Below are 20,486 nucleotides of genomic sequence, written 5' to 3'. Positions count from 1 at the left end.
CGGCGCTGTTTTTTCCCATCCGGCGGCTTGCCGCTGCGATGTGGCGCAGGTATCACCACATCTATGGACGAGGACGCCGATATCCCCAACATGCCCGAACGCGATCAAGCAGAGCCATTGCGGCGCGCCATCGGCGACCGTTACCTGACCTATGCGCTCAGCACGATCATGCACAGGGCGCTGCCCGATGCCCGCGACGGGTTGAAGCCGGTGCACCGGCGTATCCTGTATGCAATGCGCAGGCTGCGGTTGAGTTCCACCGGAGGCTTCCTGAAATCCGCCAAGATCAGCGGCGACACCATGGGGGATTTCCACCCGCACGGCGACGCGGCGATCTATGACGCGATGGCGCGCCTGGCGCAGGATTTCACCATTCGTTACCCGCTGGTCGACGGCCAGGGCAACTTTGGCAACATCGACGGCGACAACCCGGCTGCCTCGCGCTACACCGAGGCGCGCATGACCATCATGGCCGAGGCGCTGCTCGAAGGGCTGGACGAAAACTCCGTCGACTTCCGGCCCAACTACGACGGCCGCCTGATGGAACCCTCGGTCCTGCCGGCCTCCTACCCCAACCTGCTGGCCAATGGCTCTTCGGGCATCGCGGTGGGCATGGCGACCAATATCCCGCCGCACAACATCGTCGAGCTGATCAATGCCTCCCTGCACCTGATCAAGTCTCCGAACGCGGTGGACGACACGCTGCTGCAATATGTCCCCGGCCCCGATTTCCCGACGGGCGGCGTCATCGTGGAACCGCCCGAGAACATCGCAACGGCCTATCGCACCGGCCGCGGCAGCATCCGGCTGCGCGCCCGCTGGCACATCGAGGATCTTGGCCGCGGCACCTGGCAGGTTGTCGTGACGGAAATCCCGTACCAGGTGCAGAAGTCCAAGCTGGTCGAACGCATCGCGGAACTGATCCAGACCAAGAAGGTGCCGATCCTCGCCGACGTGCGCGACGAAAGCGCCGAGGACATCCGCATGATCCTGGAGCCGAAGTCCAAGAACGTGGACCCGGATGTCCTGATGAACATGCTGTTCCGCAACTCGGACCTCGAAATCCGGTTCTCGCTAAACATGAACGTGCTGATCGACGGCGTGACGCCCAAGGTCTGCTCGCTCAAGGAGGTGCTGCGCGCCTTCCTCGACTTCCGGCGCGAGGTGCTGATCCGCCGGTCGAAACACCGGATGGCCAAGATCGACAACCGGCTGGAGGTGCTGGAGGGGCTGATCGTCGCCTTCCTGAACCTCGACCGGGTGATCGACATCATCCGCTACGACGATGACCCCAAGGCCGCCCTGATGTACGAGGACTGGTCCAAGCCGCACCAGGACACCGTCGTCCGCGCCACCGATGAGCGCGACTATGTTTCGCCGCTGGCGGGCATCGACGTCAAATCGCTGGACCTGCGCGAAGACCCCGAGGCCATCGCGCGCGGCGTGCTGGCCGATGACGGTACGGACGGCAAGGTGCCCGCACGTTTCGTTGGCCGGTCCGAGGGGCTGTCGGACGTGCAGGCCGAGGCGATCCTCAACATGCGCCTGCGCAGCTTGCGCCGGCTGGAAGAGCTGGAACTGGTCAAGGAACGCGACGCCCTGATGGAAGAGCGCGCGGGCCTCGAGGATCTTCTGGACAGCGAGGACCTGCAATGGTCCCGCATCGGCGAAGAGCTGAAAGAGGTGAAGAAGAAGTTCGGCAAGGGGCTGGACCGCGGTGCGCGCCTGACCTCGCTGGCCGAGGCGGCAGAGGCCGAGGAGGTCCCGCTGGAGGCGATGATCGAGCGCGAGCCGATCACCGTGGTCTGCTCGCAGATGGGTTGGATCCGTGCGATGACCGGCCATATCGCGCTGGACCGCGAGCTGAAGTTCAAGGACGGCGACGGCCCTCGCTTCATCTTCCACGCGGAAACCACCGACCGCCTGCTGGTCTTTGCCTCGACGGGACGGTTCTACACGGTCTCGGCGGCCAACCTGCCCGGCGGGCGCGGCATGGGGGAACCTCTGCGCCTGATGGTTGATCTGCCGAACGAGGCCGAGATCATCGACATCTTCATACACAAGCCGGGGCGCAAGCTGCTGGTGGCCTCTTCTGCCGGGGACGGGTTCATCGTGCCCGAGGACGAGGTCATCGCCCAGACCCGCAGCGGCAAGCAGGTTCTGAACGTGCGTGCGCCGTCGCGCGCGATGGTCTGCAAACCCGTCGATGGCGATCACGTCGCGGTGGTCGGCGAGAACCGCAAGGTGCTGGTCTTTGCGCTGGAAGAACTGCCCGAGATGGGCCGCGGCAAGGGTGTGCGCCTGCAAAAGTACAAGGACGGCGGGCTGTCGGACGCGCGGACCTTTACCCTGGCCGATGGCCTGAGCTGGCAAGATCCGGCGGGGCGGACCCGGACCGAAACGGCGCTGGAGGAATGGACCGGCAAGCGCGCCGGGACGGGCCGCATGGCGCCGCGCGGCTTTCCGCGGGACAACAAGTTCACCTGACCCGTTTCGCGCGCGAAACATCACGCCTTAACAATAGGTTAACCAGACCGCACCTTTCCAGGTCCGTGGATTCCTGGGTGCAGGAACACCGTAAATGCGTCCTTTGGCCAAGCCTGCTCTGGCGGTACCAGGGCAGGCTCCTTCGCTCGCAAGCACACGCGCCGCAGCGTTCTGACGTCAATCAGCAACAGCGCCCAAAGGGCAGGCATTCCCGACTTTACGCCTCTTTGCACTGGCAGCATCCTAGCGCCATGTTCCGCGCATCCGCTCCTGCGTCCGTTTCCGCCAAAGAAAGACAAGCAAAATGCATACCGATCAAGATTTGATGGACATCCGCTATACCGGCGAAAAAGGCCCATTGTTCGGCCTCGCCCTGAAAACCGGCCTTCTGACCGTCGTCACTCTGGGCATCTACCGGTTCTGGCAAAAAACCCGTATCCGCAAGTACATCTGGTCCTCGGTCGACGCCGGGGGCGACACCTTCGAATACACCGGCACCGGGGTCGAGAAGTTCCTCGGCTTCCTCGTCGCCGTCGTCTTTCTGGCGATCTACGTCGGCATCATCCAGATGGTGCTGTTCTACGCCGGACTGAACATCATGGTCGATCCGGAAACCGCCTCGACACAGGAGGCCATCGCGCAGGTCGCGGCGATCTACATCACCTTCTTCGCGGTGCTGCCCTTTGTCCTGTACGCCATGTACCGCGCCCGCCGCTACAAGATGGCCCGCACTCGCTGGCGCGGCATCCGCTTCGGCATGGAAAAGGGCGCCTGGGGCTACGTCCTGCGCGCCATCGGCTATGGCCTGCTGGCCGCGATCACGCTGGGGATCCTGCTGCCGCTGCAGACCTTCAAGTTGGAAAAATACATGGCCGACCGCAGCTACTACGGCAGCGCGCGGTTCCACCAGGAAGGCAAGTGGAGCGACCTCTACAAGGCCATGACCCATATCCTGATCGCCATCGGCATCATGGTCGTCAGCGGCATCGCCCTGGCCGGCGCCGCCAGCGGCGAGACCGTCGGACTGGCCGTCATGGGCGGGATCGGCATCTTTGTCGGCTACATCTGGTTCTTTTTCGGCTCTGTCCACTACAGCGTGCAAAGCTTTGGCTACCTCAGCCGCAACAAGGTGCTGGGGGACGAGATCCGCTTTGACGCCCAGCCGCGCACCGGCTTTGTGATCAAGACCTACATCCTCGGCGGCCTGCTGCTCAGCCTCCTGGCTTCGGTGGCCTTCGGGATCGTCGGCGCCCTGGCGGCCGGGTTCATCCCGCTGATGCAGGACGGGTCCGGCGTGGCCATCGCGATGTTCGGCGTGGTCATGGCGATCGGCTATATCGTCGCGCTGGTCGTGGTACAGGCGCTGAGCATGATCCTGATCACCCAGCCGATCCTCGGCCACTATGTCGAGACGCTCAAGATCCGGAACGCAGGCGCGCTCAACCGCATCGCCCAGCGCGAGGCCGAAACCGGTGTCGATGCCGAAGGCTTTGCCGATGCGCTGGACGTGGGTGGCGCGATCTGATGCAAAAGACCGAGGCGCAGTTCTTCGATGGCCTCACGGCTGGGCGGCATGATGTTCATGTCGCCCTTTCCGACGACCGGCAGGCCATGATCATCACCGGCGACACCCTGCCCGAACCGCTGCACTGGAACCTGATGGACCTGCGCGCGCTCAGCGATACCGGCCACAAAGCCCGGCTGACCCTGACGCGCCACGCCCATACCGACGACGAGGCGCCGCGCGATCCCGCCCGGCTGATCCTGCTGGACCCAGAGCTGATCGCCTGGATGCACCGCACCCGCCCCGGCCTGTTCCGCGCCGACATGCACAAGGGCACTTGGCGCAAGATCGGCATCTACACCGGCGGGGCGGTGGCGGCCGCCGGCCTGATGCTCTTCGTGATCCTGCCCGCGATGGCCAATACGTTGGCCCAGATCATCCCGATCGAACGCGAGATCGCCTTTGGCAAGGTCGTCGTGCGCCAGATGGAGCGGGTTCTGGGCAGCGGCAGCGGATCGCTGCGTTGCACCGATCCGGCGGGCGTTGCCGCGCTGGACAAGATGATCACGCGGCTGACCGAAACCCGCGAGATGCAGTACCAGATCAGCAGCCAGGTCTTTGACCACGATATGGTCAACGCCTTCGCCGCTCCCGGCGGGCAGGTCGTCGTCCTGCGCGGGCTGCTGGAGACGGCGGAGAGCCCCGAGGAGGTCGCCGGGGTCCTGGCGCATGAGATCGGCCATGTCGAATCGCGGGATGCCACGCGGCACGCCCTGCGCACCGCGGGGTCGGCGGGCCTGCTGACCATGATCATCGGCGACTTCTCCGGCGGCGCGGCCATCGCGCTGGTGGGGGAAAAGCTGATGACCGCCGCCTATACCCGCGAGGCCGAGGCCGCCGCCGATCTCTTTGCGCTGGACATGCTGCAACAGGCGGATGTGAGCGCCGATGGTTTTGCCCGCTTCTTTGACGCGCTGGACGACATGCAGGGCATTGAAATCCCGGCTTACCTGTCGACTCACCCGATCACGTCGGAACGGGCCGACCAGGCGCGCGATTTCGCACGATCACAGAGCGGAACTCGCCCGATCCTCAGCGATGCAGAGTGGCACGCGCTGCAGAACATCTGCCGTTAGGGCATGAAACGGAGCACAAAAGGGTCTTTCGACACTCGAATGCCGGTCTAGCCACCTGAGGGAACGGCAAACCATATCCGGTCGGCCTCGATCCCAGGGAACGACGCTTCGCCTCGAATGTTTCGAACACAAGACCTGACATTGAACCGCCTACGGGCGCGAATCCGTGCCGTATAATGATGCAAACTTGGCCAAAGGTGTCGTAGCGGCACCTTGGCGTGCGCCCGGATTGCAATGGATTCGATTGTATACCGGAAAACGTCCCGTCATTGCGACGCGTATGGGCGCTAACGCGACGATTTTTCGCTGTTTCCCCAAGGCACGGCAGGCTACACAACCCGACGAGGAAGTCTCGCGGGTCCGCCCGCGGCAATGGTAGACCTGAGGAGAGACACGCAGATGAAGGTCCTTGTGCCCGTCAAGCGCGTGATCGACTACAACGTGAAAGTCCGCGTGAAGGCGGATGGCAGCGGTGTCGATCTGGCGAACGTGAAGATGTCGATGAACCCCTTCGACGAGATCGCCGTGGAAGAGGCGATCCGCCTGAAGGAAGCCGGCAAGGTCGACGAGGTCGTCGCCGTCTCGATCGGTGTCAAGCAGAGCCAGGAAACCCTGCGCACCGCGCTGGCCATGGGCGCCGACCGCGCCATCCTGGTCGTGGCCGCCGATGACGTGCACACCGACATCGAGCCGCTGGCCGTTGCCAAGATCCTGGCCGCCATCGTCAAGGAAGAAGAGCCGGGTCTCGTGCTCTGCGGCAAGCAGGCCATCGACAACGACCTGGGCGCCACCGGCCAGATGCTGTCGGCCCTGCTGGGTTGGTCGCAGGCCATGTATGCCAACAAGGTCGACGTCGAGGGCGACCACGCGGTTGTCACCCGAGAGGTCGACGGCGGCCTGCAGACCGTCAAGGTCAAGATGCCGACCATCATCTCGACCGACCTGCGCCTGAACGAACCGCGTTATGCCTCGCTGCCCAACATCATGAAGGCGAAGAAAAAGCCGCTGGATGAGAAGACCGCCGAGGACTACGGCGTCGACGTCAGCCCGCGCCTCGAGATCGTCTCGACCGGTGAACCGGCGGCACGTGCCGCAGGCGAGATCGTTCCGGACGTCGATACGCTTGTCGCCAAGCTGAAAGAAAAGGGGATCGTGTGATGGCCGTTCTGCTGATTGCCGAGATCAACGACGGCGCGCTGGCGATGGACGCCACCGCCAAGACCGTCTCCGCCGCCAAGACCCTGGGCGACGTGACCGTCCTGGCCGCCGGCGCCTCTGCCAAGGCTGCCGCCGACGAAGCCGCGACCATCGAGGGCGTTTCCAAGGTGCTGGTCGCCGAGGATGACCTCTACGGTCACCGCCTGGCAGAGCCGGTTGCCGCGCTGATCGCCTCGCTTGCCGGCGACTACAGCCACGTCGTGGCGCCCGCCACCACCGACGCCAAGAACATCCTGCCCCGCGTCGCAGCGCTCTTGGACGTGATGGTGCTGACCGACGTGACCGAGGTCGTGGACGCCGACACCTTTGTCCGCCCGATCTACGCCGGCAACGCGATGCAGACGGTCAAGTCCAAGGACGCGACCAAGGTCATCACCTTCCGCACCTCGACCTTCGACGCGGCCGCCACCGGCGGTTCGGCAGCTGTTGAGGAAATCGCAGCGGGCGACAACCCCGGCCTGTCCGAATGGGTCGAGGACAAGGTGGCCGAAAGCGACCGCCCCGAGCTGACCTCGGCCGGTGTCGTTGTCTCCGGCGGCCGTGGCGTTGGTTCGCAAGAGGACTTTGCCATCATCGAAAAGCTGGCGGACAAGCTGAACGCCGCTGTCGGCGCCTCGCGCGCCGCGGTCGACTCGGGCTTCGCGCCGAACGATTGGCAGGTGGGTCAGACCGGCAAGGTCGTCGCTCCGGACCTTTACGTTGCAGTCGGCATCTCGGGTGCGATCCAGCACCTTGCCGGCATGAAGGACTCGAAGGTCATCGTCGCCATCAACAAGGACGAAGAGGCCCCGATCTTCCAGGTGGCGGACTACGGTCTTGTCGCCGACCTCTTCGAGGCCGTCCCGGCCCTGACCGAAAAGCTGTAAGCAGGCGTTGGGTGCAAGGCACCCCCCGCAACATACATCAAGGCCCGCCGGACAGGCGGGCCTTGTTCATGTCAACGCCGAACCATTGCGCCCAGCACCGGGGTCAGCGCCTCACCGACTTCGTGGTGGGCAAGCGGGCCCATCAGTTCGGCCGCGGCGCAGGCCTCGAAGTCGCCAAAGACCATGCCGCGCGTACCTTCGGTGAGGGCCGCGCCCGAAGCCACGACCTCGACAACCTCGTTGACCCTGGGGCGCAGCGTCTCGATCATTTCGCGGTTCACGAACAGCGGATCGCCATCCAGCCGCCCGGGCAGTTCACAGGGCACGGGATGGTCCGCGAACCACAGCAGCACCGTATCCCCGTGCAGATGCGCAAGCAGTTGCTTCATGCGTGACGTCCAGGCCATCCGCAGTTCTTCCTGAACCTCGGCAAACCGGTCGCTGGAGACATCAGCAAGCCGCCCCAGCATGTGCCGGACAAAATGAAACTCCGTAAAATCGATCTCGGGATAGAGCACCTGAAGCTTTTCCGAGGCACGCAGGAAACGATCATTGCGGCGCGGATGCACGGTATAGAATCGGTTCGACAGGTTCTGCGCCCCCATCACCTGCACCACCTTGACGGCGGCCCCGGCCGCTAGGTCCAGCACGCCGGGATCGTTCAGGTACAGGTCCACGCCGGCGTTGATCACGCCGAAATTCGCGCAGGCCAGCCTGATCCGCTGTTCCAGCAGCGCCGGAAAGGGTTGCTCGATGAACCGACCGTATGTTTCCGTTCCCCCGAGGAACGCAAAGTAAAGCCCGTCGAGTTGCCGTCGCGGCCCGCGGAACAGCACGCGTGACGTGCCGTAGCGGCACGGATAGTATTCCAGGGTCGCATGGCCCCCGCCATGTACAGACATTTTCCCACCTCATTTTTCACCCAAAGGCGAGAATCGGGCAAAGCCCTTGCCATTTTGCTAATGTGACAATGCGAGACGAATCCGACACTCTTGCAGCCCCGCCAAAGCCGGTTCATGGTGGCCGCGGCAAAAGGGGATCGGGACATGGAAATCAAGTCTATCGGGGTCGTTGGCGCGGGGCAGATGGGAAACGGAATTGCCCATGTCATGGCGCTGGCAGGCTACGAGGTACGTCTCAACGACATCAGCCAGGAGGCACTGGACAAGGCCGTTGCCACCATCGGCAAGAACCTCGACCGCCAGGTCACCCGCGAGAAGATCTCTTCCGAGGAACGCGACCGGACAATGGCGCGCATCCGCACCACGCTGCACCTGCCCGAAATCGCCCAGACCGACCTGGTGATCGAGGCCGCGACCGAGCGCGAAGAGGTCAAGGACAAGATCTTTGCCGCGCTGCTGCCACACCTGAAGCCCGAGACGATCCTGACCTCGAACACCTCATCCATCTCGATCACGCGACTGGCCAGCCGGACCGACCGCCCCGAGAAGTTCCTGGGGTTCCATTTCATGAACCCGGTGCCGGTGATGAAGCTGGTCGAGCTGATCCGGGGCATCGCCACCGACCACGAAACCTATGAGAGCTGCCTCGCGGTGGTCGAGAAGCTCGACAAGACCGCCGCCAGCGCCGAGGATTTTCCCGCCTTCATCGTCAACCGCATCCTGATCCCGATGATCAACGAGGCCTGCTATACGCTGTACGAAGGCGTTGGCAACGTCCGCTCGATCGACATGGCGATGAAACTGGGCGCCAACCACCCGATGGGTCCGCTGGAACTGGCCGACTTCATCGGGTTGGACACCTGCCTTGCGATCATGAACGTGCTGCACGACGGGCTCGCCGATACCAAGTACCGCCCCTGCCCGCTGCTGACCAAATACGTCGAGGCCGGCTGGCTGGGCCGCAAGACCGGGCGCGGTTTCTACGATTATCGCGGTGATGAACCGGTTCCGACGCGCTGATCCCGACCGCCCTGTGCCCCGGGATGCGTGCAGAGGCACCTGAACGGGCACGGGCCGGCCACGGCGGCAGACTGTAACCTCAGCCTTCGCGCAGGGCCAGCGTCTGCTCGCGCAGCCAGGCGACGAACTCGCGCTGGCCGCCCGCAAAGGCCTTGACCTGTTCGGGAGTTATCGGCTCACCGACGACCGGCTTTTGCGGCCGCTTGCAGGCGTGCACGACCTCGTGGATCAAGAGCCCCTGGCGGATCGTAGCGGACAGCTTGTTGGCGATCTGGTAGGCACGGCTGTTCTGGCCCGGAAAGAAGATCGGCACCACGGTTGCACCGGATCTCTGGATCATCTTGGCGGTAAAGGGGTTCCAGCCCGCCTCTTGCGCCGTGCCGAACCAGGTATCGGACGACGCCACGACGCCGGAAGGAAACAGGACGATCACGCCCCCGGACTTGAGGTGATCCATCGCCCTTGCCCGCATTTCCAGGCTCTGCTCGCGCGCGTCTTCCTCATGCGGGAAGGGCACCGGGATCATGAAGGGTTCCACCTCCTTGACGCCGGTCAGAAGCGAACGTGTCAGGATCTTGTAGTCTGTGCGCACACGGCCAATGAGGTCCGCCAGCACCATCCCGTCGACCAGCCCGTGCGGGTGGTTGGCCACGATGATCACCGGGCCATCCTTGGGGATGCGGGCAATCTGTTCGGCCGGCGTCATCAGGTCGATGCCCATGATGCCCAGGGCCTGGCTCCAGAAGGCCTGCCCCTCGACCGGGCCCATGCGTTCGAACCGCCGCACCATGCGCAGCAGGGGGATCTTGCCGGTCAGCCATTCCAGCGTCCGGATCGTGTTGGCCTTCCACGGGTTGCTGAACGTGTTGGCGTAACTGACCTGACGCTTGTCATAGGGTGCAGGATTCCTGGACACGCTCCGCCCCCTCAGGGATGTCGATTGGGTGCTTTCGACCATGCGCCTGCTACAGTCCCGTTTTGCACGTCAGCGCCGGGCACCGGCGCTAACAGTCTTCCCCGAAACGGTCGGCCACCAAGGCCTCGACCGCATCGGCCAGCGCCTCGGCATCCGGCCCCGAGGTTTGGACTTCAATAGTGCTTCCTTTCGCGGCTGCCAACATCAAAAGCCCCATAATACTGTCTCCGCTGGCGGACATCCCGTCGCGGCTGACCTCGGCCATTGCGTCAAAGCCTTCGACCACCTCGACCAGTTTGGCAGAGGCGCGGGCATGCAGCCCCTTCTCGTTGATGATCTTCAGCGCGCGTTGAACGGAGTTGGTCATGGGAACCCGGCTTTCTCGTGGCAGATCAAGGCATTCAAGTTGGATCCGCCGGAATGTTCTGACTGTCAATGTACTTCCGCCCGGCCTCCAGGGCCTGGCGTACCGCTTCTGGAACGGTCAGGTTACGGCTTTTGGTCAGCTTGATCAGCATCGGCAGATTCGCGCCGTACAGAATACGGCGGTTTTCGGGGCGGCAGGCGTTCAGCGACAGGTTGGAAGGAGAGCCGCCGAACATGTCGGTGACGATCACCACCCCGCCGCCGCTATCGACCGCATCGGCCGCGGCACAGATCTCGTTCTGCTTGTCGGCGCGGTTGGCATCCGCCTCGATGGAAATCGCCTGCATCGCCGGCTGCGTGCCAACCACATGCTCGACCGCCGCGAGATACTCGCGGGCCAGTCCGCCATGCGCGACGATCACGATACCGATCACCCGGACACCTTTCCAACCAAGCCTACGCCGCGTTCGGAAACGGGCGTGCCGCCGCGACGTTCCAGTTCGCGGTGCCTAATTGACACCCGCCAGCCTTCCTGCGCAAGAGCGGCCGCGACGTTTTCCGTGACGGCAACCGACCGGTGCTGGCCACCGGTACAGCCAAAGCCGATGGCGAAATGGGCCTTGCCCTCGGCCACCACCGCCGGCAGCATCAACAGGACCAGGCCGGTCAACCGGTCCAGGAAATCCTCATAACGGGGATCTCCTGCCACGAAGGACGCCACCTGCGGGTCCAGCCCGGTAAAGGCGCGCAAGTCAGGTTCCCAATGGGGATTGCGCAGGAACCGGCAATCGAACACGACATCCAGTCCCTGTGGCAGCCCGCGCTTGTAGGAAAAGCTCTGCACCGAGACGGCGGTGCCCTGCCCCGTCACCTCGCCAAACCAGCCTTCCAATTCGGCCCGCAGGTCGTGCACGGAAAGTTCCGATGTGTCGATCAGGATATCGGCGCGCGACCGCACATCGGTCAGCAGGGCCTTTTCGCGCACCACCCCGTCCACCGGCATCTCGTCCGGGGCCATCGGGTGACGGCGTCGGGTTTCGGAATAACGCCGCACCAGCACCTCGTCGGTGCAATCGACATACAACAGGTCGACGGGGGCGCGCATCTGGTCCGTCAGGATCTCGTAGAGCTGCAACAAGCCCTCGGCACTGAAATCGCGGTTGCGCACGTCGATGCCCAGCGCAAGTGGCCGGGCCGGGGGCGTGTCGTGATCGACCAACCGCGGCACCAGGCTGAGCGGGATGTTGTCGATGCTCTCGAAACCCAGGTCCTCGAGCACATTGATCGCGCTCGACCGCCCGGCGCCCGAGGGGCCGGTGACAAAGACGATGCGCGCGCTGCCAGTTTCCTTGTGGTCCATCTCTACTCTCGCCGTCCCGACTTGAGATAGTGAACGAGTCCTGCGGGGAAATATTCAGACGCGGAATTGTGAAGCAATGGCACATCCACCCCCAGCAGCCGGGTGGACCTGTTAGGCGGCAAGCGATGCCTTTCGGCCACATCCATGTCCAGAATGGCGGCCAGTGGAATGTCGGTGACATGGGCTGCGTGCAATAGACCGAGGGCGCGCGCCTCGATCATGCCTGCCAGCGCGGCGGGGACCGTCAGGATCAGCTGCGTGTCTTTCCGCGTGACGATCGTGCGATCATCGGCGATCAGCTGCGCACCGCGCGCCATCATTTCCAGCGCCAGGCCCGATTTGCCGCTGCCCGAGGCGCCGCGGATCAACAGCCCGCGGCCACCCACGGCAACCGAGGTGGCATGCAGGACCTTCCGCATGGGATGAAATCAAACCGGCAGGCCGACGACGAAGCGTGCGCCCAGCGGCTCCGAGGTTACATCGGCCTCGGTCGGGCGGATGTTCTCGGCCCAGATGACGCCGCCATGCGCCTCGATGATCTGCTTGGATATGGCAAGACCGAGGCCCGAGTTGTTGCCGAAATCCTGTTGCGGGCGCGATGTGTAGAAGCGCTTGAAGATCTTTTGCAGCGATTCCTCGGGGATGCCCGGGCCGGTGTCCTCGACCACCACCAATACGCGATTGTCGCGACGCCGCGCCCAGACACGGATCGCGTCGCCATCCTCGCAAAAGGAGATCGCGTTTGTGATCAGATTGACGAAGACCTGTGCCAGGCGTGGCTCCAACCCCGTGATCGTGACCGGCTTTTTCGGCAGGTCGGTGATGAACTCGATGCCCTTCTTGCGCGCGTCCTCGCCCAGGAACTCGGTCAGATTTCCCAGCATCTCCAGCAGGTTGAATTCCTGCTCTTCTTCCTTGACCAGTTCGCTGTCCAGCCGCGAGGCGTTGGAAATGTCGCTGACCAGCCGGTCCAGCCGGCGCACGTCATGTTCGATCACGTCCAGCAGCTTGGCCCGGTGATCCTCTTTCTTGACCATGCGCAGGCTGCCCACGGCAGAGCGCAACGAGGCCAGCGGGTTCTTGATCTCATGCGCCACGTCGGCGGCAAATTGTTCGTTCTGGTCGATCCGGTCGTAAAGCGCACCAACCATGCCCCGCAGCGCGCCCGACAGGCGTCCGATCTCGTCCGGGCGGGCGGTCAGGTCGGGGATGCGGATACGGCCCGGGGTACGCGCCTTGCGATTGCGGTCGCGCCCGATCTCTGCCGCGTCGGCGAGGTCGGAAATCGGGTTGGAAATGGTCGAGGCCAGCACCAGGCTGAGACCGATCGAGACCAGAGTGGCGATCACGAACATCTGCAGCACGCGCTCCCGCTCGGCGCTGACGGCGGCGTCGATCTCGGTCGCAGGCGACACCAGCGCAATCGTCCCGACCAGCGCGTCGCCCTGCCGGATCGGGGTCAGCGCAAAGAAGACGGTGGCGCCGTCGGGACCACCAGCTTCGACACGGGTCAGGGCCGGATCGCCGGATTCGATGGCCCGGCGCAGCCGATCCTCCAGGTCGAGGTCGGGCTCGGTCTCGAAATAGCTGAACAGGCCCGCTACACCGTCCCAGATGGTGTTCAGGAAATCGGAAATCAGCGTCGGCTTGTCCCCTTCGACCGGGGGGATGATCGGCGGCACGCGTCCCCGTGTCTCGCCGACAAGGAAACTGGCGCTGTCAAAGACCAAGAGGCGCGCGCCGTCTCGCAGGTCGATGCCCTCGACCGTGCGGGCCACGTCAATGCCGTCGCCGGAGCCAAGACTGACGGGCGCGCCGCGCGGCAATTGTGCCTCGAACACGTCTGCAACCAGTTCGACCTCGGCCTGAAGCGCGTTGACGCGCTGCACCGCCAGCGTGTCACGGGAGGAATTCAACCAGAGGATTCCCGCGACCAACACGTTGAGCGCGATCAGGTTGAAGGTGATGATCTTGCGCGTCAGTGGCGAACGGTTGAGCGTGAACAGCCCGCGCCGCGCGCGGCTGTCGCGCAGTTCCTTTTCGACCGTGCTGTCGGGTGCGACCCAGTCGTCGCCCAACACGACATCCGCATCACGCCGTCCGCCTTGGCGGTCTTTCTGCACCGGGAGATGTTCGGCCAGGGCCATCCCTTACTCTTCGTTGTAGCGGTATCCGATACCGTAAAGCGTTTCGATGGCCGAAAAATCGGAGTCGACCGTGCGCATCTTCTTGCGCAGGCGCTTGATGTGGCTGTCGATCGTGCGGTCGTCGACATAGACCTGATCGTCATAGGCGACGTCCATCAGCTGATCCCGCGACTTCACGAAACCGGGGCGCTGCGCGAGGGCCTGCAACAGAAGGAATTCCGTCACGGTCAGCGATACGTCCTGTCCTTTCCAGCTGACGGCGTGGCGCAGCGGGTCCATCGTCAGGCTGCCGCGGGTCATCAGCTTGGTCTCTTCGGTGTCGCCCACGACATCGCCGGCCACCGCCTCCTGGCGGCGCAGCAGTGCGCGGATGCGCTCGACCAACAGGCGCTGGCTGAAAGGCTTTTTCACATAGTCGTCGGCGCCCATGCGCAGGCCCAGAACCTCGTCGATCTCGTCGTCCTTGGAGGTCAGGAAGATCACGGGCATCTTGGATTTCTGGCGTACCCGTTGCAGCAGGTCCATGCCGTCCATGCGCGGCATCTTGATGTCGAACACGGCCATGTCTGGCATCTTTTTGTTGAAGGCATCAAGCGCCGCCTGGCCATCGTTGTAGGTTTCGACCTCGAACCCTTCTGCCTCAAGAGTCATCGACACAGACATCAGGATATTCCTGTCGTCGTCCACAAGGGCGATCTTAGACATTTTGCTGACCTTATACTGCTCTGGTTGCCTGTTTTTTTCCGCACTATCGGCGATTTTCCGCTTTACAGCAACGATTAACTGCGAATCGGGCATGCCGCCTGACTCCATCGGACGCGAATTTGGCAAAGGAATGGCTAAAATGCCTCACCGGCTTGCGTCGCATTTAAGTCAGATCCGCAGTCGCCCGCGGTGGTATCGCTAAACCCGCGATTGGTAGCGCAAACTGCGCTTTTGCGTCCTGTTCATGTCGAAAAGCGGCATGTTAAGACATCCTGCATCGGCGCAGTATGTCGTCGCATGCAACTATACTTTGATCAGCGCGATCCACAGGAGCAAGGCAAATGACATTTGGACGGGTGAACCCTCAGTTCCGGCTTGAAGACCAGGGCATCGAAGGGCTCGGAAATGTCTATTACAACCTCATGGAGCCAGCGCTGATCGAAGCGGCGCTCAAACGGGGGGAAGGCACACTTGGCAAGGGCGGGTCCTTCCTCGTGACCACCGGCAAGTACACGGGCCGTTCGCCCAAGGACAAGTTCGTCGTCCGCACCCCATCGGTCGAGGACAGCATCTGGTGGGAGAACAACCAGCCGATGGCGGCCGAGGCCTTTGACCGGCTGCACGCCGACATGCTGGAACACATGAAGGGCGGCGACTACTACGTGCAGGACCTGGTCGGCGGCGCCGATCCCGCCAATGCCATCGACGTGCGCGTCATCTCGGAACTGGCTTGGCACAACCTCTTCATCCGCCACATGCTGCGCCGCCCCGACCGCGAGGATCTGGACAGCTTCACTGCGGACTTCACCATCATCAACTGCCCAACCTTCAAGGCCGCCCCGGAAAGGCATGGCTGCATCACGGAAACGGTGATCGCGCTGAACTTCGACAAGAAGCTGATCCTGATCGGCAACACTGAATACGCCGGCGAGAACAAGAAATCGGTCTTCACGCTGCTGAACTACATCCTGCCCGGCAAGGGCATCATGGCGATGCATTGTTCGGCCAACCACGCGCCCGGCAACCCGGTCGACACAGCCGTCTTCTTTGGCCTGTCGGGCACCGGCAAGACCACACTTTCGGCCGACCCCGAGCGCGTCCTGATCGGCGACGACGAACACGGCTGGTCGGACCGCGGCACCTTCAACTTCGAAGGCGGCTGCTATGCCAAGACCATCAACCTCTCCCCCGAGGCAGAGCCGGAAATCTACGCCACGACAGAGATGTTCGGCACCGTGATCGAGAACATGGTCTACGACGAGGAGACCTTCGAGCTCGACTTCGAGGATGACAGCCTGACCGCGAACATGCGTTGCGCCTACCCGCTGCACTATATCTCGAACGCGTCGAAGACGGCACTGGGCGGCCACCCCAAGAACATCATCATGCTGACCTGCGACGCTTTCGGTGTCCTGCCACCGATCGCGCGGCTGACCCCGGCGCAGGCGATGTACCACTTCCTCTCGGGCTTCACCTCCAAGGTTGCCGGGACCGAGCGTGGCGTGACCGAGCCGGAACCGACCTTCTCGACCTGCTTCGGCGCGCCGTTCATGCCGCGCCGCCCCGAAGCCTACGGGAACCTGCTGCGCGACAAGATCGCCAAGCATGGCGCGACCTGCTGGCTGGTGAACACCGGCTGGACCGGCGGCGCCTATGGCACCGGCTCGCGCATGCCGATCAAGGCCACCCGCGCACTGCTGCACGCCGCCCTGGAAGGCAAGCTGAACAACGCCACCTTCCGCAAGGACCCGAACTTCGGCTTCGAAGTCCCGGTCTCGGTCGAGGGCGTGCCGGAACTGCTTCTGGACCCGCGCAAGACCTGGGATGACAAGGAAGCCTATGACGCGCAGGCGGAAAAGCTGGTGCAGATGTTCGCGGACAATTTCGAACAGTATGTCCCCTACATCGACGACGACGTAAAAGCCGTCGCCATCGGCTGATCCGGTCAGGCCGGACAAGAAAGCCCCCCGGTTCTGCCGGGGGGCTTTTTCGTTGGAACATCCACAAACCGTTTCGCACGGGCCCCGTTTCACAAGAGACCGCGCCGTCGCGCTACACGTAGGCGCCGGCGGAGTAGGTCAGCTCGTAGCTGTGGCTGTATAGTTCGAACACGATGCCGAACGGGTCTTCGACATATACCATCCGATAGGGTTTGGTTCCCGGAAAGTATTCGCGCACCGGCATACGCTGGCGCCCGCCGGCCTCGACGATGCGTTGCGCCAGTCCCTCGACGTCCGGATCCTGTACCGCGAAATGAAAGGTGCCGTGGCGCTTGTGTTCGAGCTTGTCCTCGGGTGCGTAATTGCCGGGGAATTCGAATATCTCGATGCCGATGCCATCGGCGGTCGACAGGTGCGCAATCCTGAGCGAGCCCCATCCGGGGCCGAACACGTCCGTGCACATGTTGCCAATAGCACTGTCGTCCTCGACGGCCTCGGACGGCCCCATCACGACGTAGAAGCCAAGCACTTCGGAGTAGAAGCGCACGGCGGCATCGAGGTCAGGTACGGACAGTCCGATATGGGAAAACGTGCGGGGGGTGGGGGTCATTTCTTGTCTCCTTCAGCGATATGTTGACGCTGATATGGACCCCAGGAGCACTTTCTGGAAATTATCATTTTGCATGAATACAAAAACGTGATGTTATCAATCATGCTCAACGCGACCTGGCTCGAGACTTTTACCACGCTGTGCGAAACCGGGCACTTCACCCGGGCGGCCGAGCGCCTGAACATGACCCAGCCGGGCGTCAGCCAGCACCTCAGAAAACTCGAGCGACAGATGAATCAGCCGCTCATCAGCCGGCAGGGAAAGAGCTTTACTCTCACGCCGGCGGGTGAGGCGGTTTTTGCGCTCGGCCTTTCACGTCGCGCCGAGGAGAAACGCCTGCGCGATGCGATTGCGACCGACGATCGGGACACGGGCCCGATTCACGTCGCTTGCTCGGGCAGTTTCGCGATGCTGCTGTACCCGATCCTGTTGCCTTGGATGCGCGCCGCGCCGGGTCTGAGCGTCCACCTCGAGGCGGCGCCACAGGCGGGCATCATTGCGGGACTGCTCGACGGACGCATTGACCTTGGCATATTGGGCGCAGACCCCGACCACGCGCGGATGGAAGCGCAACATCTCGGACGTGAAGAGCTGTGTCTGGTCCTGCCTGCGGATGCTGCGGGCAAGCCAGTGACATTTGCCGATCTGGAGGCCCGTGGATTCATCGCGCATCCTGACGGCTTCGGATATGCCGATGACTTGCTGAAGCCGAATTTCCCTGACGACTACCCCGGCGCAGACCGGTTGAGCGTGCGCGGTTCGATCAACCAGATTGGCCAGATCCCCGCACCCGTGGCCAGGGGAATCGGCTACACGCTTCTGCCCCGAAGCGGCGTCGTGGCCTTCGCCGGCAAGGCAAGCCTGTCTGTTGCGCAGCTCCCGAAACGCCGTTGGCATGAACTCTGGCTGGTCTCCCGGCGCGGTCGCCCCCTGTCGGCCCGGGCCCGCCATGCACGGAGCCTGATCGAGGACGCCGCCGCAACGCTCCGATGAGCGCGTGTTCGCCCGCAGCGCTGAAGGACGCGCACGAAACCCGGACACCGTTCCTTTTCAAGGGGCAAACCGGGTAGGCAAATCCTGCCCCTGTGCCTACCCTCAGCCCGTGCTAGACTGTGGTTTCAGTTCCCGGGAGATGACGACATGCACGCCAAACCGCTTGCCCCCCTGATTGCCGCCGCTCTGATCGGGGCGCCTGCCCTGGCCGATGTCGGGGCCTTCGTCGAACCACCCCTGACGCTCGAAGCCTTCGGCGTCATTTGCGAGGTCGAATTGCAGGGGACGCGGCCGGCGCCGGACACGCTTTCGGGCCTTCTGAACCTTGTCGACCAGGATCGTCCCATCGATGTCGAGACGGTGCAGGTGCCCGCCGAGATGGGCCTCAGCTTTGGTATCCGCTCCAGCCTGACCGCCGGTGCCTCTGTCCCGGAGGTGACGATCGTCGTCACCCATCCGCCGATGGGTCCGAAGGGGCGCACCGTCGAACGTTGGGTGACACCGATGAATTTCGGGGATGTCTCGCTGAACCTCTTTACCTTTGAACGGGAATACGAACTGGTCGAAGGGTTGTGGATGTTCCAGGTGGAACGGGACGGCAAGGTGCTACTCCAACAACCCTTCGAAGTGACCGCCCCGGGCACGATACCTGCGGTTCAACAGGCCTGTTTCGCTGCCGAAGCCATCTCTTGACCCCGGAAAGGGGCGCGCGGGGTCTGCACGTCGCGCCCCGGATCCTCAGGCCGCCCGCAACCCGAGGATCTCGCGCGCCTGCTGCCAGGTGGCCACCGGGCGCTCGTATTTCTCGCACAGGTCCACGGCCCGCTTGACCAGCGCCGCGTTTGACGGCGCGAGGGTTTCCTTGTCCCAGCGCACGTTGTCCTCCAGCCCGGTACGCGTGTGCCCACCGGTCGCGATGGACCATTCGTTGACCTCGACCTGGTGCCGCCCGATCCCGGCCGCACACCATTCCGCTTGCGGGGCCAGCCGCTTGACCGTTTCGATGTAGTAATCGAACACGTTCCTGTCGCAGGGCATCGCGTTCTTCACCCCCATGACGAACTGAACATACAGCTTGCCGGGAATGCGCCCGTCGCGGTTCATCTCGGCCGCCTTGAAAATGTGGCTGAGGTCAAATGCCTCGATCTCGGGCTTGATCTCGTAGGTGCGCATCTCGGCGGCCAGCCAGTCCACCAGATCCGGCGGGTTCTCGTAGACGCGGGTCGGAAAATTGTTCGATCCGACCGACAGAGAGGCCATGTCGGGCCGCAACGGCAACATCCCTCCGCGTGTCTTACCCGCGCCGGATCGACCGCCGGTCGACAACTGGATGATCATGCCGGGGCAGTGCTTTTTCAGCCCCTCGACCAGCCGCGCAAAGCGGTCCGGGTCCGAAGTCGGTGACTCGTCCTCCATCCGTACATGGGCGTGGCAGATGCTGGCCCCCGCCTCGAAGGCGGCTTGCGTGCTTTCGACCTGTTCCTCGATCGAGATCGGCACCGCCGGATTGTCCTTCTTGCGCGGGACAGAGCCGGTGATGGCCACACAGATGATACAGGGTTTGGTCATGACGGGCGCTCCCCTCGCTGGCGTCGTGTCGGGTGACGGCAGGATAGTGGCTGTTTTGGACAGGAAAAAGCCGGGGCGGTGACGAAACCGACCCGGCCCCGGGTATCATTTCATACGTCGAAGAAGACGGTTTCGTCCTGGCCTTGCAGCTGGATGTCGAAGCGATAAACGGCCTTGCCGTCCTTCTCGGTACGCTTCGCCAGCAGCGTGGCGCGGCGGCGTTCCCATTCGATGATGTTCATCACCGGGTCCACGGCGTTGGCCTCTGCTTCGTCCTCGAAATAGATCCGGGTGTTGAGGCCAAGGTTGATGCCGCGCGCCACCACCCACAGGTTGATGTGCGGCGCCTGAGTGCTGCCGTTGCGGCCCGGTGTCTTGCCCGGCTTCACCGTGTCAAAACCCCACTCTCCGGTGTCGAAGTCGGTGATGACCCTGCCCCAGCCGCGAAAGCCCTCCTCGACCTCTCCACCGCCCTCGGGATGGGCATAGATGCCCTTGGAATTGGCCTGCCAGGCCTCCAGCAGCACGTCCTTGATCGGCGAGCCGGTGCCGTCGATCACAAGGCCTTCAACCCTGATGCGCTCTCCCTCGGCATTCGGCCCGGCGATGTCCCAGCCCAGTTCGCGTTCGTAGATGTCAAAGCCGGCAGCCCCCGGCGCCAGCCCGATGTGGACGTAGGGACCGGCGGTCTGCGAAGGTGTTTCCTTGAGGTAATTCAGCTTCTGGACCATTGTCATTCTCCTTGCG

At 63.5% G+C, this 20,486-nt stretch carries 20 protein-coding genes; 9 read left to right on the top strand and 11 right to left on the bottom strand.

The window, feature by feature from the left end; all coding sequences use genetic code 11:
* Positions 1–63 precede the first annotated feature (63 nt).
* From RBB42_RS22110 to RBB42_RS22090, 5 genes are all read left to right on the top strand, one after another.
* On the top strand, positions 64–2,487 hold the full coding sequence (locus tag RBB42_RS22110; protein WP_306043830.1) for a DNA topoisomerase IV subunit A: 2,424 nt from the start codon (positions 64–66) through the stop codon (positions 2,485–2,487).
* A 304-nt stretch (positions 2,488–2,791) separates the two neighbouring features.
* The gene (locus RBB42_RS22105) at positions 2,792–4,012 is read left to right on the top strand and encodes a YjgN family protein (RefSeq protein WP_305971665.1); all 1,221 of its coding nucleotides are present in this window, start codon (positions 2,792–2,794) and stop codon (positions 4,010–4,012) included.
* A complete protein-coding gene (locus RBB42_RS22100; protein ID WP_305971666.1) occupies positions 4,012–5,127 on the top strand; it encodes a M48 family metallopeptidase in 1,116 nt (371 codons plus the stop codon). The genes RBB42_RS22105 and RBB42_RS22100 overlap by 1 nt, the downstream gene beginning before the upstream one ends.
* 399 nt (positions 5,128–5,526) lie before the next feature.
* Positions 5,527–6,285, top strand: coding sequence for an electron transfer flavoprotein subunit beta/FixA family protein (locus tag RBB42_RS22095; RefSeq protein WP_305971667.1), 759 nt, complete (start codon positions 5,527–5,529; stop codon positions 6,283–6,285).
* Positions 6,285–7,211 (top strand): electron transfer flavoprotein subunit alpha/FixB family protein, encoded by a 927-nt coding sequence (locus RBB42_RS22090; protein WP_305971668.1) that lies wholly within the window; start codon positions 6,285–6,287, stop codon positions 7,209–7,211. Before RBB42_RS22095 ends, RBB42_RS22090 begins: the two co-directional genes overlap by 1 nt.
* A gap of 71 nt (positions 7,212–7,282) precedes the next feature.
* On the opposite strand, the gene RBB42_RS22085 is transcribed toward RBB42_RS22090, so the two are convergent.
* Positions 7,283–8,113 (bottom strand): DUF6473 family protein, encoded by an 831-nt coding sequence (locus RBB42_RS22085; RefSeq protein WP_305971669.1) that lies wholly within the window; start codon positions 8,111–8,113, stop codon positions 7,283–7,285.
* A gap of 144 nt (positions 8,114–8,257) precedes the next feature.
* Between RBB42_RS22085 and RBB42_RS22080 the strand changes: the two genes are divergently transcribed.
* A complete protein-coding gene (locus tag RBB42_RS22080) occupies positions 8,258–9,133 on the top strand; it encodes a 3-hydroxybutyryl-CoA dehydrogenase (RefSeq protein ID WP_305971670.1) in 876 nt (291 codons plus the stop codon).
* Positions 9,134–9,212: 79 nt separating this feature from the next.
* Here the strand turns inward: RBB42_RS22080 and RBB42_RS22075 are convergent, their stop codons facing one another.
* The 7 genes from RBB42_RS22075 to RBB42_RS22045 are packed head-to-tail and all read right to left on the bottom strand — an operon-like array spanning position 9,213 to position 14,627.
* Positions 9,213–10,091: a lysophospholipid acyltransferase family protein gene (locus tag RBB42_RS22075; RefSeq protein WP_305971671.1), complete on the bottom strand. Its 879-nt coding sequence runs from the start codon at positions 10,089–10,091 to the stop codon at positions 9,213–9,215.
* Between the two features lie 46 nt (positions 10,092–10,137).
* Positions 10,138–10,416 carry an HPr family phosphocarrier protein gene (locus RBB42_RS22070; protein ID WP_305971672.1) on the bottom strand — a complete coding sequence of 93 codons (279 nt, stop codon included), beginning with the start codon at positions 10,414–10,416 and terminating at the stop codon, positions 10,138–10,140.
* 34 nt (positions 10,417–10,450) lie between these two features.
* Positions 10,451–10,849, bottom strand: a complete 399-nt coding sequence (locus RBB42_RS22065) for a PTS sugar transporter subunit IIA (protein ID WP_305971673.1) — start codon at positions 10,847–10,849, stop codon at positions 10,451–10,453.
* Positions 10,846–11,775 carry an RNase adapter RapZ gene (gene rapZ, locus RBB42_RS22060; protein ID WP_305971674.1) on the bottom strand — a complete coding sequence of 310 codons (930 nt, stop codon included), beginning with the start codon at positions 11,773–11,775 and terminating at the stop codon, positions 10,846–10,848. Before rapZ ends, RBB42_RS22065 begins: the two co-directional genes overlap by 4 nt.
* Before the next feature lie 2 nt (positions 11,776–11,777).
* Entirely contained in the window at positions 11,778–12,194 is a 417-nt protein-coding gene (locus RBB42_RS22055) for an HPr kinase/phosphorylase (protein ID WP_305971675.1), read from the bottom strand.
* 9 nt (positions 12,195–12,203) lie between these two features.
* On the bottom strand, positions 12,204–13,922 hold the full coding sequence (locus tag RBB42_RS22050; protein WP_305971676.1) for a sensor histidine kinase: 1,719 nt from the start codon (positions 13,920–13,922) through the stop codon (positions 12,204–12,206).
* Between the two features lie 3 nt (positions 13,923–13,925).
* Positions 13,926–14,627: a response regulator transcription factor gene (locus tag RBB42_RS22045; RefSeq protein WP_305971677.1), complete on the bottom strand. Its 702-nt coding sequence runs from the start codon at positions 14,625–14,627 to the stop codon at positions 13,926–13,928.
* 341 nt (positions 14,628–14,968) lie between these two features.
* On the opposite strand from RBB42_RS22045, the gene RBB42_RS22040 reads away from it, so the two are divergent.
* Positions 14,969–16,567: a phosphoenolpyruvate carboxykinase gene (locus RBB42_RS22040; protein ID WP_305971678.1), complete on the top strand. Its 1,599-nt coding sequence runs from the start codon at positions 14,969–14,971 to the stop codon at positions 16,565–16,567.
* 112 nt (positions 16,568–16,679) lie between these two features.
* Here the strand turns inward: RBB42_RS22040 and RBB42_RS22035 are convergent, their stop codons facing one another.
* The gene (locus RBB42_RS22035; protein ID WP_305971679.1) at positions 16,680–17,177 is read right to left on the bottom strand and encodes a lactoylglutathione lyase family protein; all 498 of its coding nucleotides are present in this window, start codon (positions 17,175–17,177) and stop codon (positions 16,680–16,682) included.
* 102 nt (positions 17,178–17,279) lie between these two features.
* On the opposite strand from RBB42_RS22035, the gene RBB42_RS22030 reads away from it, so the two are divergent.
* The gene (locus RBB42_RS22030; protein ID WP_305971680.1) at positions 17,280–18,170 is read left to right on the top strand and encodes a LysR family transcriptional regulator; all 891 of its coding nucleotides are present in this window, start codon (positions 17,280–17,282) and stop codon (positions 18,168–18,170) included.
* Positions 18,171–18,317: 147 nt separating this feature from the next.
* Positions 18,318–18,863 carry a DUF3859 domain-containing protein gene (locus RBB42_RS22025; RefSeq protein WP_305971681.1) on the top strand — a complete coding sequence of 182 codons (546 nt, stop codon included), beginning with the start codon at positions 18,318–18,320 and terminating at the stop codon, positions 18,861–18,863.
* Positions 18,864–18,908: 45 nt separating this feature from the next.
* Here the strand turns inward: RBB42_RS22025 and RBB42_RS22020 are convergent, their stop codons facing one another.
* The gene (locus RBB42_RS22020) at positions 18,909–19,739 is read right to left on the bottom strand and encodes a 3-oxoadipate:acetyl-CoA acetyltransferase (RefSeq protein WP_305971682.1); all 831 of its coding nucleotides are present in this window, start codon (positions 19,737–19,739) and stop codon (positions 18,909–18,911) included.
* 110 nt (positions 19,740–19,849) lie between these two features.
* Complete coding sequence (gene pcaG / locus RBB42_RS22015; protein ID WP_305971683.1) at positions 19,850–20,470, bottom strand: protocatechuate 3,4-dioxygenase subunit alpha; 621 nt, start codon at positions 20,468–20,470, stop codon at positions 19,850–19,852.
* Between the last annotated feature and the right edge of the window lie 16 nt (positions 20,471–20,486).

The organism is Mameliella sp. MMSF_3455, from assembly GCF_030733205.1.
GTDB lineage: Bacteria > Pseudomonadota > Alphaproteobacteria > Rhodobacterales > Rhodobacteraceae > Antarctobacter.
Note: the sequence above shows the minus strand (reverse complement) of the source record. Positions and strands in the feature narration are given on the sequence as shown.